Source organism: Desulfatiglans sp., from assembly GCA_012513605.1.
Classification (GTDB): domain Bacteria; phylum Desulfobacterota; class DSM-4660; order Desulfatiglandales; family HGW-15; genus JAAZBV01.
In genome coordinates, this window is the sequence record JAAZBV010000156.1 from 23,726 (window position 1) to 41,795 (window position 18,070).

The following is an 18,070-nucleotide window of genomic DNA, read 5'->3' on the forward strand; positions in this document are numbered from 1 at the left end:
ATTTAAAGCCCTGATTTTATGTCCCATTTAATGAGGACTTCAAAATCAGGGCTTATTTTTGCCCGTCTACAGTGGCAGCATATAATCAGCAAGCAGACTTGATGTCTTTCTCATGTTCATGCTCATGAACTTGGCAATCCCTTTAAGCAGTTTCACCCCGATCTGGGGATGCTGTTCAAGCATCTCTTCAAACTTTTTTCGAGTAAGTATCAGCAGCGTAGTCTGTGATTTTGCCCTTACTGTGGCTGACCTTGGAAAGTCATCAATAATAGACATCTCGCCAATGGAGCGACCCTTGCCCAGTGTAGCTATTACAACATCCTTTCCCTTCTCATTTTTTTTGACAACATCAAGGGCGCCCCTTGTGACAAAACAGACGAAATCACCCTTGTCACCCTCAGAAAAAATAACCTCCCTGGGTTGAAAATCCATAAAGTTCATGCTCCTGGCCAGGATCTTCAGATCATCAGACTTGATCTGATCAAACATGGGGATTTCAATCAGAAGGTCTATCACTGCCTTGGAAAGATTAGTCTCGGGTATTCCTTTTTCTTGAACCATATCCGGCATCCTTGATTGTTGAAAGGTTTAATGCAATTTTTCCCGGAATATAACATGTTACTGTTTTTTTAGTCAATGCGGCTGTTTATTTACGCGGGAATAATCTGACAATTATAATTAACAAAACAAGCGTTACAAGCCCAAGCACCCCATAGAGCCCCCAGCCCTTTTCACTGAAGAGGCTGCTAAGTCTTGAACTCCACTTTGTATCATGAATGGATTCTGTTTCATTCATCATGATCTTTTCCGGTACCCTGTTAAAGAGGAAATCCTGGATAATAGCGAGGTCATAGGATGCTGCCTTTGCCTTTGGATTACCTCCAGTGACCATATACTCCCCTGATTTTCCAGCCAGAAAAAAGAGGTCCTGACCATCATAAACAGCCTCTATTTTTTCGGGTAAAACGGGCTGATTATCCCCGTGATCAATGATCAAACGCATCGCAGACTGGGACCAGGGTAGTTCATTAATGCTAATATCAAAATGTGATGTCTCATTCCGGGTGTTTATCCACTCTTTTTTTAGCCATCGCTGCCAGCCAGACCTGCCAGGCTGCTCGGTTTCTATGATAAGCTCTCTTTTAAATATCCCTTTCCCTGTGAGCCTTATGCCTCTGATATGGCCTGAATCACTGGGCAGGGTTAATGGCATAATGGAGCGGTTGTTACTCCTGTCATATTCAAACTTCTCACCAATATCTATCTTCCTCTCTTCCCTGCGCCCGAAAAAACAGGGCACCTGCATACCATCCTTGACTATCCTTAACCCCTGCCGGTTCGCCTCAAGCCCTGCCTTGTTGTCCAGCACAAGCCTGTAAAATCCGGGCCTCTCAATATGGATGCCGCTTCTCCAGGTGTATCCCTCATCATTAAAAGGTCCGCCCCTGAGCACTGTATCATCCGGTATTTGCTCAGGCTGCCATGCCGGGTTTATTATAGGAGCACTGACAATCAGCTGGTGCTGTCCGGTCTCTTTTCCAGATCTCATCTCCTTAACATGGGCTTTTTTCCCAGCCCCTGTCTTCAAGGTATATGCCCCTTCCCGCTCTGCAAAAAAGACCATGCGGGGGAGCCTTGCGGTTATACTTACATCCCTGATCTCACCAAAATACTCCGCTGATTTAAGCCTTATAATCATGGCCTCACGTCTTGACTGCATCCCCAGGTTTATCATAATGGAAGGGTTTTCATTTCCGGTAAAGGAGCATTCCCCCGTGCGTATCTCCATGAAGTGCTGTTCACCCATAGAGATGGTGTCCCAGCCTAACTGCCATGAGCCCCTGAACATGGAGCTGGTTGTGATAAATATCTTTTCAATATAGATGCCAGTGCCCGGAAGTGTTATTCGAATCTCAGTTGAATCATCATTATTGATTTTTTCTATTTCAGGAGTAATAACCTCCTCAATATATCCTCTTTTGCTGACCTCACCCTTGATCTCAACCTTTTCAACAAAGGCAGGTATCTCCCTGAATCTGATGTCATAGCCGCTGAAGGAGAGCCTTAACCTCTCATACTCCCCTTCCTGGATATCTACTATTGCCCTGTCATCACCTGCTGCCCTGTAAAGGGCAACATCCGTTGCAAGCATCCTCCACCCGGAAGAGGTGAGCCCTTCAATATCCACCTTCCCTATATAATTTTTATCTGATATGCCCACCATTATCTTTTTTACTATGAAATTATCAGGGGTAATACCCTCCCATATAAGCCTTTTCAGATTATCAAGTTTAAGTGTCGATGCCTCAATGCCTATTACCTGCATGTCACCTCGTTCTGTCCAGAAGAGTTCAAATGGCCTCTCCCTGTTATCAGGCCCTAAGAGCGTGAGGTCAAGCCCGGAATCTCTTGATAATTCAGTAACCGGGATATGATGCATGCCTGGGGGAAGGGTGGTCTCAATCATACCTGGTTCACTGATATTGATATTAGCCTCTGAAAGCCAGTTTGTATTTTCCGCTTTTATGTTTTCCTGCGCAGGTAATATGGCTGCATGGACGATGGTTATAAGCAACAATATGGGACATAACAATTTCCAAGATACATCTGTAAACAAAGATATATTACCACGGAGGACACAGAGATCACGGAGGAAATATTTAAAAGATAAAAGCCTTGTGTCCACGGTGTGCTTTGGTAAATGGTATGTCTTTATTTTCCTGAAGCCTGAAAACATAACCTTTGTTAAATTATACATCTTTCCTCCTGTCGGATAGAAATCGTTGATAGAGATAGGAGACAAGTATCAGCACAAGGGCAAGCCCGATGAACGATGCCACCCTGTATAACTGACCCAGTGACCAGAGGTCCTTGAAAAACACCTTTAAGACGGTAATAACAAGGAGGATCAATGATGCCCACCTGAGTTTTACAATATCCTTTTTTATACCGATAACAAGCATGCATATGGAATAGAGAAGCCACCCAAGGCTGTAACCCAGTTGATGGGACAGGCTGCCATATGTCATGAGGCTGAATGCTCGGCCCTTTATGCCGAATGCTGCGGCTATCTCTATATTCATGATACAGAATGCAAATATTGCGAGTGTCACTCCCCAGAAGGGCCTGGGCTCAATATTTATTAAGGGCCAGTTTGAGTTCTCTTTCTTGATAGTGAGAAAGATGAGCATAGTAATAATAAGCAGGTAAAGAAGTGTCGGCATGTTGAGGGCAGGCAGCATATCCGCAAACTCCATCCTGAAACTAAAAGGCATGATCATGGATTTTAAGATGCCAAACATGATCAGAATAATCCCTGCAATCCTGAATGGCCGGGCTAGCTCCTTTGGCCATAAGAGCATACAGAAGCCGTATGCTATCCAGATAAAGACATAACAGACTGCCATAATTAAACTGCTGCTGCGGAAGAGCATCAATGGATATCCTGGCTGCAGCATGGTGCTCAATTCCAGTTTTATAAATACCATGCCTGCAACAAGCGACATGGCAAGAAAGAGATTTTTTATGCTGAGCACCTTTCCTGTTGAAGGTTCTTTTAAAAATAAAAAGATCAGTAACCCAATAACAGGCAAATATGCAATAAGCCCCAGGTTAAAAAATGGTCTCATCTTATATACATCTAAAGGGCCGCTGAATAGAGCAATAATAAGCCATGTCGCACTTAAGACTATAAGCCCAAGGCCGGTATAGCGCATTGCTTTGGGTACAGTTAAGGCCCTCCACAGGGCTGTGCCGAAACCGGCCCATATAATGTTATACAATATGGATTGAAGCATACTTCCGCGGGGCAAAAATTTAAGTGTCCTCCCTGCATGCGCCATCTCACTGTTTGTAAAGATGTCTGCGATCAAAAGATTCAAAAAGAAAAACCCTGTGCCCAATGAAAGCCACAAAAAATATTTATCTATTTCTATCTTATTAAGTCTGGATTCAGGGTATTTAGCAAGTCTTACAGCCCAGGCAAGCGAAGCCACACAGGCAGCAACAGAGAGGGCAGCCGGGTTTAATATTTTAATGCTCTCCGGCCCCTTCATCTGATTAAGGCATGATAACAGTATTATAAGCCCTGCCGGCGCCATAAATATGGATACCCACCTTAAACCGGGGTGCTCAACGCGTCTGTTGAGCCATAAAAGGAGTGTGGCCTCAAATACAAGCGCAAGCCCGATCCATCCATGATCAAGGAGCATGACAGGTATTGTTGATACATAGAAAAGCAGGATACCACCATGAAAGGCAAGTATCAGGTTTCTTTCCTCTTTTGCCTCAAGCCTTTTAATGAGCCTCATAATGGCGGGTAGTTTTATAATGGCGAGGATAAGCGGCGCCCAGCCGGATAGTGCCCTGTCAAGCAGGTGATCGGCTGCAACTATTACAAATATCCCCTGAAACACCTCAAAGATGGCCCAGACCACCCACATCCTTTTCCATCTTTCAAATGAACCAAACATGAAAAAGGGTATGATTACTGAACAGACGAAAAATAGGCCTGACCAGCAAAGGGCACTAAGATAAATCTCAGGCCTGTTCATCGGGTTAAATATCCAGATAGCCTGTGCGAATAGAGTTGATAACAGTACAACCATCCCCATTGGTTCGGAATAAAGGCGTTTTGCGATTACAAGGGTCAAAACAAGAAAGCAGAGAATGGTTGTCATGCCGGCATGAGGGTTAAGTGGCTGCTGGCCTAAAAAGGATGCGGCAATCAGCAGAAAGATCCCCATGACGGGGGTTGATGTCATCCATTCCATAAGAGGCTTTTTAAAATCAAATGATGCCCCTAACATCTCCGGCCCTATCTTAAGCCTCTCTCTCCATTCAGGAAGTCTTTTTATGAGGATGAAGATAAGAAGAGAGAGTATTGCCCCTGCAATAAATGTAAAACTGTAAAAGCTATAACCTATAAGGTATGGAGGGATTTTGATCATCCATATTAAACCGCTGACAACCAGCAGCAGGGCAAGTATCCCGATCTGTATAAGCCCGCCAAAAATAATAGTGATGAATATGCCAAGGGCCTGAAGGCACAGGGCCATTGGCCAGAACCAGAATGAGATATCCGGGTTTTTAAGTATTGCTAAAAGACTTACGCCTGCGACAGCAACAGGGAAGGTCTTGAACCATGAGATAAACTTTTTGTCAGGCCCGTATTTCATGATAAGGAGTAGAGGGCCAATGCCGCCTGCAATGCCATAAATGAGATAAAGCAGGAATGACCATCCTGTACCATTCGGGTAAAACCTGTATAATGACCATAATATGGCGGCAATAAATGTAAGCACAGAGTATGGAATCACGCATGAATACCATCGCCTGTTGTTTCTTGCGAGGATTATCGCGCCGCACATGGCTGCTGCATAAATGAGCATGGGGGCTGGTCCGCTGTATTTGATCATGATGATAAATGCGATCACAAGGAGGCTCATATAGAGGATTATCCCTGACCAGAGCAGACATTTACCTTCTTCATTCTCAGGTTTTAAAAACTCCAGAAACATACTGAAAAGGGCGGTATTTACAATCCATACTATGGCGATAGTCATGCTCACGGGTTCAGGGGTGGCAAATAACGAGCCGACTGCGAGCGATAGGATTGTCCCTGATGTTGCCACAAGTAAAAGGAGAGGTGACCTTAGCCTTTTCATCACCTGGTAAAGTCCGATGTTGACAATGGCAAGGTAGATGAATAGAAGATACAGATTTTCTCCACCGACACTTACAAGGGTTGGTGTGGCATATGCGCCTATGGCCCCCAAGACAGAGACTGCAATGCCTTTGTGATAAATGGCAAGTACAAATGCTGCGGCAGATACAACAATAAGCAGGCCGAACCCTGCATAATTTGATATGTAGTGGTAGTAGAGGGTTGCTGCAAATATTACACTGAAAAGCACCCCGATACCGCCTGCAGCGAGTGTATGACGCATTATGTCATATCTGCCACGCTCAAATTTCCCTGATGCAATTATCAGTATCATCCCTGTTATTGCGCCAATTACAAGTCGCACGATGGGCGGGATGAGGTTCCTGTCTATGGAGTATTTTACAAAAAAGCCTGCCCCAATGAAAAGGGCAATGCCGCCTATCCATGCAAAGAGCTTTGCACCGGTGAACTGTTCCCAGTCCACATTCCCCCTGAACTGTTGCCACCTCTTTACAAGCTCATTTTCCTCGATGGTAGTTTGACGAGCCTCCTGTTGAGGCCCCTGTTCAGGTTCAGCCTCTGTATACTTGAAATCAAACGCCTTATATGCAGCCTGCTTTGGAGGGAGAGGAGGAAGTTCTTCAGCCGGTGGCGCCTCTGTAACCTCTTCGTGTACCTCTTCTTCCCTGATTTCTACAGGTGTTTCTTCTGCCTGAACAGGCCGTTCTTTTACCGGTTCTGTTTTTTGATCAAAACCCTCTCTTCTGTTAAATATGCCTTCAGGGAGATTATCATTCAGAAACTTAACCCTTTTTTCAAGATATCGCAGTCTATCCTTGATGCCTTTTATTTCACTGGTCTTTATAAAAAGCACAACAATGCAGGCGAAAACCAGGAGCCAAAGTATAACCATCTATATCCTCCATCAAAAGAAGTAATGGCATGTCACATATTTAAGGGTAAAACCGGTAAGTCAAAAAATGATTATTATTCTTTATCGTCAAAAATGTTACCTTTATTAAAATATTTAACATAATATGATTTTATTTTTTCCCTACAGGTGCAATATAGACCGTGATCTCATCCTCTCCATCGACCTTGAGTAATTCATCCATCTTTTCCTGATCATAGGCAGCTATGGCGCATGTCCCTGCCTCTATTGCCTCGCAGGCAAGGTACAGGTTCTGGCATATGTGACCTGCCTCAATTGCTATCACCTTTGCTGAATCAATATCGTACCGCCACTCCATACGATAGGGGATGGCTGTCCAGACAAAGGTGACCGCTGAGTCTGCGACCCATCCCTGTCTGAATGTTGCTTCAACAAGTTTGTGTTTCAGATGATCTTCAGTGAACTCAAGTAAAAGCTGGTGCTCAACCGGAAGATAGCGGTACACCCCCTGCTCAAGACCCTGCACGTTGAACACACAAAGGTATGTCTCAAATGCGTGACGGCAACCTGCAGAGGGTACTGTTCTTAATGCATGGCCGGGCGCAAGGTGCTGGCGTATACCCTGGGTAGCCCATAAAAGAAAGGAGAGCTCCTTAATAGTTATGGCCTCACTGCTGTAAGCCCTGCGGCTTTCACGTTTTTGTATGGCAGCTTTTAAATCAATGCTGCCGATATCATTAAGACTATCAAACCCGATCAGCTCAATGCGCTTCTTTTCTTTTGAGAAGGGCTTTTCCACAGGCGGGGGCGAAATACCTTTATTCTGATCTGTTTGTGAAAAGTCTATGGTCTTCCGGATACTGTCCTTTAAAAATGCCCTGTACTGCCTTATTATTTCTTTATCCATATTTCTCTCTCATATTCGTATAAATAGTTTATGTGTAAATAAAGCATGATCTGTGCCATTAAAGCGCTGCCTGTTATGTGGTGTAATTTCAATATGATGCTTGTATGGTATCAGGTATTTAAGTTGTGATAAACATAAATTATGTTCATTTATTGCATATAACACATACCAATTCTGAACTGAATGTAAAAATAGAAAATCACACTGACAGGATGTAACTTAATTTTATCCTTCTATTGTTCGCACGGTCCCCGAGGGGATGCTTTCTTTGATGTTCTGCGTTTTATTGCCATCCTTTTACAGGTATAAAATATTTCCAATTGATATTTGAGGGTGCGTTTCCGTTTCTTAACCTTTAACCGCCTTACTTTTGATACAGTCATGAAGTGAGTAAATGATTTATGCCCTTCCCATGCTTAAAAATGATAAATACTTATCTGTGAAAAGTGCAGGCTTGATAACCAATGCTATATCCAGAACGTCATTCCTGATCTGATTTGGCATCTATACACAGAACGTCATTCCCGACCTGATCGGGAATCCAGTTGCTTTTGATTTGTAATTGCTTATCTGCCTCTTGCGGATTAGGGAATGTACAATATCAACGGGATGACCCCAATTTTATCGCAATTTTATCGTTTAAGATGAATATTGTTTTAATTTTTATATTCACAAGTTTTGCCGCTGTTGGCTTTTTTGCAAAACAATAGGTGTCAGAATTATAAGTTTAAAAGAGTAAGCTTTTATTTAACGATATTAATGGATTTATTCTTTGACAATTGAATATTGTGTCAAATGTGTAGGTCTGATGGCTTGCTGATTGCTTACATATATCAATTATAGGCGCTCCTCACGGTCTTCAATAATCAGTTGGCTTATAGATTTTCCTTTTAATTCAATAGCCTCAGCATCAAAATCCGGCCAGATGATATTTTTTTTGGGCCCCAGAGCAGTTATTTTTGCTATTGGTTTCCCTCTGCTGGTAATAGTAATTTCCTCTCCAAGGTGTATATCCTTCAATATTTTGCTGAAATTTTTCTGGATTTCTCCGACAGTGGCTGATTTCATAATATATACTCCCATGATGTTTGACGCATATTATATGCGTAAATAATTGGAGGTTCAAGGACAGAGAGGGTGATCAGTTTATGGCAGACAATGAAGGGTGGATTATCCAAAGGATTTTTATCTTTTTTCCCCTGTCCCCACTGGAAGATTTTTTAGGCAATGTGTTCTGCTGACATATTGTACATATATAAACCTGTCACCAATTGGTTTTGTATGATTTAACTGTATATGCCCTCAAAATTTAACGAGATTAAAATCAGTCTACAATTTCATATGAAATATCAGTTTTATTTTGCACATTATCCAGCACTGCACCCAGTTCCATTGCCTTTTTGATAAATGCCTTTTTTTCTCCTTCAGTCATGGTCGATTCAAATCGGATAAATACCCGAAGGCCTGAAAGCCCTGCGCGGCCTGATGTTTTAAGCCCCATAATCCTTGAAAAATCCACCTCTCCCTCTACCCTGGCTTCAATATTATGAATCTCTAGTTTGTCCAGAACAGCCAGAAAACGCAATGTAGAGACAACACAGGAGCCATAGGCTATGGCAAGGTATTCGGGCGGGGTAGGCCCCAGATCATCTGCACCGAAATCTACCGGCTGATCAACCACCACCCTGTGATTGCGAACACGGGATTCAACAATCCGGTTTCTTACTTCCCTGCTTGTTACCTTTATCTTGTAAGGGGCAGGATTTTCTTTTGCTGCGACTATCGCTGGGATAATAAACAAAACTGCAAATATAAGAAGCAGGTTCGTCAGCCTTTGATTTTTCATATTCTTCTCCTTTATGCTCAAAAACTTTTAATAAAACTTTGTCCCCTGAAAAAATTTCTTAAAAAAATTGTTTGTATTTCCCCAACTCATATATTATCGATATTTTGCTGTCTAACGGATTAATTAGATAATTATGATCGAAATTATTGATCAGGGGAGTGGAATTGGAATTAAGGAACCTGAAGACCTTTTTAACTGTTGCCCGGCTTTTAAATTTCAGGAAAGCTGCTGAGATGCTTAACTATGCACAGTCCTCTGTGTCTGCGCAGATAAAAATACTGGAAGAAGAGTTGGGAAAACCCCTTTTTCAGAGGGTGGGCCGGGCTGTTGTCCTCACCGATGCGGGGCAGGAGCTGTTGCAGTATGCGCAAAAAATCACTGCAATGGAACAGGAGGCCATGGGAGCGGTAACTGGTACAAAGAGCAGGCATGGGAGAATATCACTGAGAATTCCTCAGACCATTGGGAGCTGTTTTCTTCCTGATATCCTGACGGGGTTTTATCATGATCATCCGGATGTGGATTTTGATGTGGCAAGCTGTGAATATCAAAACCTGCCATATGAATTGAAAAGCGGGATTACAGACCTGGCCTTTCTGCTCACTGATTCTCTTGATTTATCAGAACTGAAGACTGAATTTTTAGGGACAGTAAACCTTGTAATGATTAGCTCACCTGACCACCCCCTTACCAGGAAAAAAACTGTCTCGATAATGGATCTCTCTTCAAACACCATCTTTTTACCCAAGCATGATTGCAGTTACAGGATGATGATAGAGCAGTGGCTTATGGATAAAAAGATAAAAACATCATCCATTGTGGAAATGAACAGCATCGAGGCAATCAAGCAATGCATTATAAAAGGTTTGGGAATTGCCATAATGCCTGATATTACGGCTGCAAAAGAGATTGATCAGGGCAATCTTGCTGTTCTTAACTGGGATGAAATGTCCATTGAGACGGCGGTACTTATGATTTGGTACAGGGGAAAATGGATATCACCTCTGTTAAAAAGTTTTATGGACAGTGTGAGAAAGGTGTTTTCTGAGACGATTAATAAACCGTGAGTATCTTACTGTAAAGGGGTAAAGGGGTCAAATCTCCGAATAGCTTTTGCAAATTTATTAGTAGAGCTAAACGGAGATTTGACCCCTTTTTTAATATTAAAGAATATGCGAAATGCACAGAGTATGAGCCTACAGGTAAAATAGGCAGGATAACCCATCCCTATAATGATACAGAAACGGTTTATACCTATAATCTACAGACAACAAGATTAGAAAATCTTGTAACATTAGGGCCAGCACCGGGTAATTATACTATTCAAAACAGACTATATACCTACTCAAAGGCAGGGGATTTATTAACTATTATTGATAGCAGTGGTTCAATACCTGTTACATACACATATCAGTATGACAATCTGCACAGGTTATTATCAGAAGATGTCACAGGTGATCCTTTACCACCAACAAGCGCAGAGGTATTGAATTATACCTATAATGACCCTGACCATATAAATGCGGTAAGTTCCATTAGTTATAATGGTACTCCTTATGCCTTCACATATGACCCAAATGGCAATATGTTAACCGGGCATGATTTTACAAACCCTGCCAACATTTTTAAAAGAAGCCTTACATGGAATGCGGATAATATGCCCACAGTAATAGAGCGTAGATCATTAGCAAATAATGCTCTTATCTCTTCCATAAATCTTACATATGATGGTAATGGTGCAAGGGCTAAAAAGGTGGCAGGAGGGATAACCACCTATTATGTAAGCAGTGATTATGAGATAAAGAATGGTGTGGCAACAAAGTATGTCTTTGCCGGAAACATGAGAGTTGCCAGCATTGAGGGTACAAATATAGATAACTCTAAAATATTCCATAAGGAGCACCTTGGCAGCTCCACTGCTGTTACAGATAATACAGGAGCGGATATTGAGACAACCGAATATATGCCATTTGGTGTTCAGAGGAGCCATTCAGGGGCAAACGCATCTGATTACAAGTATACAGACCAGGAGCTTGACAATGAATCCGGGCTGTATAATTATGACGCAAGGATGTATGACCCGGTGATTGGGAGGTTTATATCTACTGATGTACTCGTTCAAGATTGGTATGACCCACAAGCGTTAAATAGACTTTCATATTGTCGAAATAATCCTCTTAAGTATATTGACCCATCAGGACATGAGTTCATAAACGAAGTGATTGAAGGAGATTTTAATGATACCGGAACAACTTGGACGGGCATTGGAGGATCAATTGGAGTTGGTTTGATTCCTATTGTAGGGCAAATTGCAGATCTTAGAGATACTATTGCCAATGGGAAAAATGTATGGGAAAATCCAACGAAAGGTGTAGCATGGGTTGGTTTAGCAGGTGCCGTTGTTGCATGGGTACCTGGATTAGGTGATGCATTAAAAGGTGTATTTAAAGTAGGTAAAAATGTTGTTGGGTCTACTGATGAAGTCGTAGAAATAACTACATCAAGGTTTGCTCGTCGTGAAGCAATGCGACAAGAAGGTATTCCAACTAGCAGGTCTGCAACTTCACATCTGGGGAACAATAACAGTCAACTTAGGGTAGAAGGTGCTGATGGAAAACCTAAGATTATTACCCAACACAATGCAGATAAAAACCATAAAAATCCGCATTGGCATGCTGCCGATCCTAAAACTGATCCTGCCACTGGAGAAGTCCTTAAGAACAACCGTGGTCAGAATAAATATAAATCAGGCGGATCCACGGTTGAATATAATGATGGAATTCCTGAACCTGCTCCTGAAATACAAAATAAGCTTCTTATTAGAGAGAAAAGGTGATTTTATATAGTTGTTAAATAATATTTCACTTAATAAACATATTGTTTGTTAGGATAATGAATTATGGATATACAGTTGTTAATACCTTATATCATTCGAACCATCTAATTAAAATGAAAGAATTGAATAGAAATGACGAACAAATTATGAGTTTTATAAATTCAAACTGATCTAGTGCCCTGAACACAAAGGATTAAGAAAATGTGGAAGACAATGAGTAAATCAAAATTATGATTATAGAATAGAATATCATTTCACAAGAGATATGCTTGATAGTATTATTTTATATTTACTTAAAGGGCACTGTAATTTATTTGGAAACAAATATTTTTGCCTATGAATATCAGTTTTAAAAACAGGAATTCGAGAAATTTATTTTTATGAATAAATCAGTAACCAGTTTTTAGCATAAATTAGGTGGCTACACGGTTGCGTATAATTAGCTGCAAGATATGATGCGCTGTATTCTTTAAAACGAAGTTTCTCAGTAATATTTAATGGAGGTGTTATTGTAGGAATGGAAGATATCCAATTTTATTATATCTGTAAAATTGAAAGTAATTTAGCAGAAATCATTCGTGGTTGGGTAGCAGAACAAGTAAAACAACATCAACCACGTTTATGTTGTGAAATAGATAGTATATCTTTGGAGAGGTCAGTTGAATTAATTAAAGATATTTATACTAAGGAACAAGACCAATATTATTTTATTTTATCTGATGAAGGTGGAAAAAGTTCTGTTTATATTCTTCATATAAAAGGGTTATTTCATTTTGCTAAAAAGATGTTTATAAAAGAAGTTACATTCAGTGTAGTAAATCCTTCTGGTTTTGGAGGATGCACATTTGATTTAACTTGTACGGATGATGGAAGGTATGAGTTTTTTGCTGCAGCGTGGAAAGACCAAGAAAAATTAATAGAAAATATTAGCGTTATTGAGAAGAAAACTAAAATTTTCAGAGGTAATTAATGTTAATCATTAATAAAAAGAGGGAACAGATTATGCCAGCAATTAGAAAAGATAAATTGATAGCGATTTTTTGTATTTTAGTGTTTGGATTCACCGGGGTTGCAATGGCCCAGGAAAAAATAACAGATGCATCATTAACCGGCCTCATTTCGGAAGGAAAGGCATATCTTGAGAAAGGAGACCTTTCAAATGCTGGTAAAAAAATACAGGAGGTCTATGAAAATGCCATAAAAGTAAAAAGCAGCTTAAACACTGCTGTATCTAAAGATCTGTCTGACGCCCTTTTTAAAGTGGGTGATGCAGTGTTACAAAAAGAGGGATCAGGCAAAGTTAAAGGCTGGGCTGATAAATCCATTGAGATTAACAACCGGAATGATGATTCTTACCTGCTGCTTGCTCGGGTATATTACGATGGAAAGGATTATGCAAAGACAATTAATGCTGTAAATACAGCAAACAATATTAAGAAGAGGGCCAATAATTACCTGTTACTGGCATTTACACGTCTCAAGGAAAAATCGTACCAGAAGGCTATTAACGATTGCAGTGCAGGACTTAAAAATAACCCCACTGCCAAAGAAGCATCTGCCTTATTAAACATGAGGGGCTTTATATATAATGTAACCGGAGACAAGGAAAAGGCAAAAAAAGATTATCTTGATGCATATAACATAGACCCTGAGAATAAAGCAGCAAAAAATAATTATGATAATTTAAAGAAACTGGAATCATGACAGGGGCTTCTCCCGACAGTTACATATGCCTATGATAATGCCATAATGTTTAAAAGTGGGCAGTATGTAAAAGGTGTCTGCCGATGACTCTTGGTAAATTTACATATAAGAAGTGGTGTGTCACCCTACACAGTTGACAGAAATGACTTCTGTTAAGCAGTAATATAAAGGCAGTTGAAGATTAATAACTTTGACTGCCTTGAATTTTTTATGCGTGGTTGAGGGAAAATCAGACATCAAAATATTAACAGTAACTATCCTTCTTTTGAAATAAGATGCGGAGCGTCAAAGCAAAATGTTTCCAAGGTGACCATGGGAACAAGACTAACATACCCCCTCCATAATCCTTCCCACCTGGGGAGGAAAAAAGAAAAATTAAAGAGAGATCGGGAAAAAATTCCGCCCCTAGAAAAATAACTGGATTCCAGTCTGGATGTGAATGACGTGGTGTGTATGGATTTCCTATGCCTTTTATTTGATGTCCTTGGGTTTAAAGGAAATTAGCAGTGCTTAACATTTTTATCCAGTCTTCAAAATCAGCCTTCATTTTGACCCAGTCAAATGGCTCAATAATATTTATTTCAGGTTCTGATTCTGCATCCTTGAAATAGGCCAGACTCCTTATTACATGCCAGATGTCCCTGTTTTTATATTTTTTTATATAAAGCTTAAGATATGCTTCAAGCGGCTTAAATTTATTTATAAGATAATAGAGATCAACAAAATCTTTTCTTGAGCTCCTTGAGCCCCTTGAGGCAATTGCAGAAAGCTTCATACATGCGATATCATCATTCCCGGCAATCAAGAATGGTTTAAGTCATATGAAAATAATCAATATATATCAAGTTATTCAATATAAAAATTCAAGGAAGGAAGACTATTTCGTTGACATAAACCCTGTGTAAAATTTATTCTATCTCTGTAATCTATCTGAGGCATAAACAGTGACTGAACAATATACGAAAAGAAGAAAGAGCAGGCAGGTATCATTAAACGGGTTCCCTATTGGCGGTGATGCGCCTGTATCGGTTCAATCCATGACAAATACCGATACCAGGGATGTTAGAGCCACCACAAACCAGGTTAATGCATTAAAAAACGCAGGGTGTGAAATAGTCAGGTTAGCCATACCTGATGATGAGGCAGCCGCAGCATTTGCTGAGATAAAAGCCAGTACCGATATACCTTTGATAGCGGATATACATTTTGACTACCGCCTTGCTATTGCCACAATCAAAGGAGGCGCTGACGGCATCAGGATCAACCCCGGCAACATTGGCGGAAGGGAAAATGTTGAAAGGGTGATCCGTGAGGCGGAAAAGCATAATACATGCATAAGGATCGGGGTAAACGCCGGCTCTCTGTCAAAGCACCTCCTTGAAAAATATGGCCACCCCACACCGGAGGCAATGGTTGAGAGCGCGCTTGAACATATTGCCCTGTTTGAAGAGCTTGATTACCGCAACATAAAGATCTCACTTAAATCTTCAAATGTCCTTCAATGTATCAAGGCATATGAGCTGCTGGCCGAGAGGACTGATTATCCCTTTCACCTGGGCATTACAGAGGCTGGGAGTCTAATATCCGGCACTGTTAAAAACGCCATTGGCATAGGGGCGCTGTTACTAAAAGGTATCGGTGACACAATGAGGGTATCCCTTTCAAGGGACCCTGTAGAAGAGGTTAAGGTTGCATACGAAATATTAAGAGCGCTTGATCTGAGGCACAGGGGTATTGAGATCATATCATGCCCCACCTGCGGCAGGTGCGAAATTGATCTTTTCGGGATCGTGGAAAGGGTTGAAAAGGAGCTTAACGATATTGTAACCCCCTTAAAGGTGGCTATAATGGGTTGTGTGGTAAATGGCCCCGGTGAGGCAAGAGAGGCGGATATAGGTATTGCGGGGGCACGGGGAAAGGGTGTCCTGTTTAAAAAGGGGGAGGTTGTTGAAAAACTCCCTGAAGATAAACTGGCAGATGTGCTGATCACAGAAGTTAGAAGGCTTATAGACTGATATAGAGATGCTGACCGATGATACGGCTGAATGATATTACCTCAAGACTCTTAAGTTACAACCCCAAGGCTGATACAAGCCTCATTGAAAAAGCATATGTTTATTCCGCCAAGGTACATCAGGGGCAGGTAAGGCTCTCCGGTGTGCCATATCTTTCTCACCCCCTTGAGGTGGCATACCTTTTAACCGAGATGAAGATGGATGCCATAAGCATTGCTGCCGGCCTTCTCCATGACACCATCGAGGATACAGACGCAGAACTTACTGAAATAGAGAGGCTTTTCGGTAAAGAGGCGGCAAATATTGTTGACGGTGTAACAAAGATCAGCAAGATCCAGTTCAGCACTACAGAAGAGCGTCAGGCGGAAAATATCAGAAAGATGATCCTTGCCATGACAAGCGATATAAGGGTCATAATGGTGAAGCTTGCTGACCGCCTTCACAACATGAGGACCCTGGGATTCCATACCCCTGAAAAACAGGTAAGAATAGCACGCGAGACACTGGATATATATGCGCCCTTAGCCGGCAGGATGGGTATCTACTGGCTCAAATCAAGCTTTGAAGACCTGTGCCTCTATTACCTCGAACCTGAGATATACAATAAGATAAATGCGGGGATTGCTGAAAGACGCGGCGCAAGGGAGAAGTTTATACAGGAGGTTGGCGATCTTATCGGCCAGAAGGTGAGGGAGTATGGAATAGAGGCAACGATCAAGGGAAGGCACAAACATTTTTACAGCATCTACCAGAAGATGAAGGATCAGAACCTCACTGTAGACCAGGTATATGATATTGTTGCATTCAGGGTAATAGTAAACACCCTTAAGGAGTGTTATGAGGTGCTTGGGCTTATCCATTCAGCCTGGAAGCCTATACCTGGGAAATTCAAGGATTATATCTCGCTCCCAAAGGCAAACATGTACCAGTCCCTTCATACCTCGGTAATCGGCCCCTTTGTTCAGCGCATGGAGGTGCAGATCAGGACATGGGAGATGGACAAGGTGGCAGAAGAAGGGATTGCCGCCCACTGGAAATATAAAGAGGGTATAAAAATAGGCGAGTCTGACCAGAAGCAGTTTGCATGGCTCAGGCAGCTACTGGAATGGCAGAAAAACCTCCATGACCCGAAGGAGTTCATGGAGATGGTGCAGATGGACCTCTTCCCTGATGAGGTATATGTATTTACACCCAAGGGGGAGGTAAAGGCATTTCCAAAAGGGGCAACCCCGGTTGATTTTGCCTACAGTGTTCATTCTCAGATAGGAGAAAAATGCACAGGGGCAAAGGTTAACGGCAGGGTGGTGCCCATTAAATATATCATGAATAACGGTGATATTATTGAGATTATCACCTCCAATAAACAGCATCCAAGAAAGGACTGGCTTGACTTTGTAAAGACAACAAGGGCCAAATCAAGGATAAGGCAGTATATCAAGGTAGAGGAAAGGGATGAAAGTATATCTATTGGAAAAAATATCCTTGAAAAGAGCCTTGAACAACTGCACATCAATACCTCCAATATTGCAAAAAACAAGGACATCCTGGATGTGGCAAAGGAGATGTCCTTTCAGACCCTGGAAGACCTTTTCGCCAATATTGGTTATGGAAAGATTTCTGCCAGTCAGGTGGTCACCAGACTGAAAGAGAAGCTCGGCATTGAGAAGGAAGTAGATGTCGGGATTGTCCAGAAGGTCGTTTCAAAGATAACAAGAAAAAAGAGCAGCAAGGGCATAAGGGTAAAGGGCATTGATGACATGCTTGTGAGGTTCGCCAACTGCTGCAGGCCGCTTCCTGGTGAACGCGTGCTTGGGTTTATAACGAGGGGCCGCGGGGTTACGATACATAAATACAATTGCAGCCACATACTTGACTCTGATCAGGAAAGGCTGGTCGAGGTGCAGTGGGACCCTGCAAAGGATGATGTTTACACGGCCAAGGTAAGGGTAACCTCTGTTGACAGAAAGGGGGTACTTGCTGATGTGAGCGCCATAATATCAAAAAAGGAAGCCAATATTATCAATGCTGAGATAAAGACTACAATGGATAAAAAGGGTATATCCCATTTTACTGTACAGGTGACAAGCTATAAACAGCTTGAGGAAATAATGGGAGCGATTAAAAAGGTAGAAAACGTGTTAATCGTAGAAAGGGTATAAATAGTTACCGCTCCCTTTCCCTTTAAGTATATAATGGATCAGACTG

13 protein-coding genes and 1 pseudogene are annotated in these 18,070 nt (G+C 41.6%); 7 read left to right on the plus strand and 7 right to left on the minus strand.

The window, feature by feature from the left end:
* Positions 1-66: 66 nt before the first annotated feature.
* The 6 genes from GX654_21840 to GX654_21865 all read right to left on the minus strand — a co-directional run bounded on the left by GX654_21840 (position 67) and on the right by GX654_21865 (position 9,310).
* Positions 67-561, minus strand: coding sequence for a cyclic nucleotide-binding domain-containing protein (locus tag GX654_21840; protein ID NLD39504.1), 495 nt, complete (start codon positions 559-561; stop codon positions 67-69).
* 85 nt (positions 562-646) lie between these two features.
* Positions 647-2,758: a hypothetical protein gene (locus GX654_21845; GenBank protein NLD39505.1), complete on the minus strand. Its 2,112-nt coding sequence runs from the start codon at positions 2,756-2,758 to the stop codon at positions 647-649.
* A complete protein-coding gene (locus GX654_21850) occupies positions 2,751-6,578 on the minus strand; it encodes a DUF2339 domain-containing protein (protein NLD39506.1) in 3,828 nt (1,275 codons plus the stop codon). The genes GX654_21845 and GX654_21850 overlap by 8 nt, the downstream gene beginning before the upstream one ends.
* 130 nt (positions 6,579-6,708) lie before the next feature.
* Positions 6,709-7,464 (minus strand): SagB/ThcOx family dehydrogenase, encoded by a 756-nt coding sequence (locus GX654_21855; protein ID NLD39507.1) that lies wholly within the window; start codon positions 7,462-7,464, stop codon positions 6,709-6,711.
* Between the two features lie 837 nt (positions 7,465-8,301).
* Positions 8,302-8,532 carry a type II toxin-antitoxin system prevent-host-death family antitoxin gene (locus tag GX654_21860; protein NLD39508.1) on the minus strand — a complete coding sequence of 77 codons (231 nt, stop codon included), beginning with the start codon at positions 8,530-8,532 and terminating at the stop codon, positions 8,302-8,304.
* Between the two features lie 256 nt (positions 8,533-8,788).
* Positions 8,789-9,310 (minus strand): OsmC family protein, encoded by a 522-nt coding sequence (locus GX654_21865; GenBank protein NLD39509.1) that lies wholly within the window; start codon positions 9,308-9,310, stop codon positions 8,789-8,791.
* Between the two features lie 164 nt (positions 9,311-9,474).
* Between GX654_21865 and GX654_21870 the strand changes: the two genes are divergently transcribed.
* From GX654_21870 to GX654_21890, 5 genes and pseudogenes are all read left to right on the plus strand, one after another.
* Complete coding sequence (locus GX654_21870) at positions 9,475-10,377, plus strand: LysR family transcriptional regulator (protein ID NLD39510.1); 903 nt, start codon at positions 9,475-9,477, stop codon at positions 10,375-10,377.
* A gap of 56 nt (positions 10,378-10,433) precedes the next feature.
* Positions 10,434-10,751, plus strand: a pseudogene (locus GX654_21875) (RHS repeat protein).
* 45 nt (positions 10,752-10,796) lie between these two features.
* Positions 10,797-12,146, plus strand: coding sequence for an RHS repeat-associated core domain-containing protein (locus GX654_21880; protein ID NLD39511.1), 1,350 nt, complete (start codon positions 10,797-10,799; stop codon positions 12,144-12,146).
* Positions 12,147-12,663: 517 nt separating this feature from the next.
* A complete protein-coding gene (locus GX654_21885) occupies positions 12,664-13,116 on the plus strand; it encodes a hypothetical protein (protein NLD39512.1) in 453 nt (150 codons plus the stop codon).
* 32 nt (positions 13,117-13,148) lie between these two features.
* Positions 13,149-13,850, plus strand: coding sequence for a hypothetical protein (locus tag GX654_21890; GenBank protein ID NLD39513.1), 702 nt, complete (start codon positions 13,149-13,151; stop codon positions 13,848-13,850).
* Between the two features lie 490 nt (positions 13,851-14,340).
* On the opposite strand, the gene GX654_21895 is transcribed toward GX654_21890, so the two are convergent.
* The gene (locus GX654_21895; GenBank protein NLD39514.1) at positions 14,341-14,625 is read right to left on the minus strand and encodes a hypothetical protein; all 285 of its coding nucleotides are present in this window, start codon (positions 14,623-14,625) and stop codon (positions 14,341-14,343) included.
* 169 nt (positions 14,626-14,794) lie between these two features.
* Here GX654_21895 and ispG point away from each other — a divergent pair, with 169 nt between their 5' ends.
* Both ispG and GX654_21905 read left to right on the plus strand, forming a co-directional pair.
* A complete protein-coding gene (gene ispG, locus GX654_21900; protein NLD39515.1) occupies positions 14,795-15,865 on the plus strand; it encodes a flavodoxin-dependent (E)-4-hydroxy-3-methylbut-2-enyl-diphosphate synthase in 1,071 nt (356 codons plus the stop codon).
* 17 nt (positions 15,866-15,882) lie between these two features.
* A complete protein-coding gene (locus GX654_21905) occupies positions 15,883-18,024 on the plus strand; it encodes a bifunctional (p)ppGpp synthetase/guanosine-3',5'-bis(diphosphate) 3'-pyrophosphohydrolase (GenBank protein NLD39516.1) in 2,142 nt (713 codons plus the stop codon).
* Positions 18,025-18,070 lie beyond the last annotated feature (46 nt).

What these genes read in the sequence shown, in the direction of transcription:
- GX654_21860 (NLD39508.1), bottom strand. Translation starts at nt 8,532, where the DNA reads ATGAAATCAGCCACTGTCGGAGAAATCCAGAAAAATTTCAGCAAAATA.
- GX654_21865 (NLD39509.1), bottom strand. Translation starts at nt 9,310, where the DNA reads ATGAAAAATCAAAGGCTGACGAACCTGCTTCTTATATTTGCAGTTTTG.
- GX654_21905 (NLD39516.1), top strand. Translation starts at nt 15,883, where the DNA reads ATGATACGGCTGAATGATATTACCTCAAGACTCTTAAGTTACAACCCC.
- GX654_21840 (NLD39504.1), bottom strand. Translation starts at nt 561, where the DNA reads ATGGTTCAAGAAAAAGGAATACCCGAGACTAATCTTTCCAAGGCAGTG.
- GX654_21850 (NLD39506.1), bottom strand. Translation starts at nt 6,578, where the DNA reads ATGGTTATACTTTGGCTCCTGGTTTTCGCCTGCATTGTTGTGCTTTTT.
- GX654_21885 (NLD39512.1), top strand. Translation starts at nt 12,664, where the DNA reads ATGGAAGATATCCAATTTTATTATATCTGTAAAATTGAAAGTAATTTA.
- GX654_21895 (NLD39514.1), bottom strand. Translation starts at nt 14,625, where the DNA reads ATGAAGCTTTCTGCAATTGCCTCAAGGGGCTCAAGGAGCTCAAGAAAA.
- GX654_21890 (NLD39513.1), top strand. Translation starts at nt 13,149, where the DNA reads ATGCCAGCAATTAGAAAAGATAAATTGATAGCGATTTTTTGTATTTTA.
- GX654_21855 (NLD39507.1), bottom strand. Translation starts at nt 7,464, where the DNA reads ATGGATAAAGAAATAATAAGGCAGTACAGGGCATTTTTAAAGGACAGT.
- GX654_21845 (NLD39505.1), bottom strand. Translation starts at nt 2,758, where the DNA reads ATGTATAATTTAACAAAGGTTATGTTTTCAGGCTTCAGGAAAATAAAG.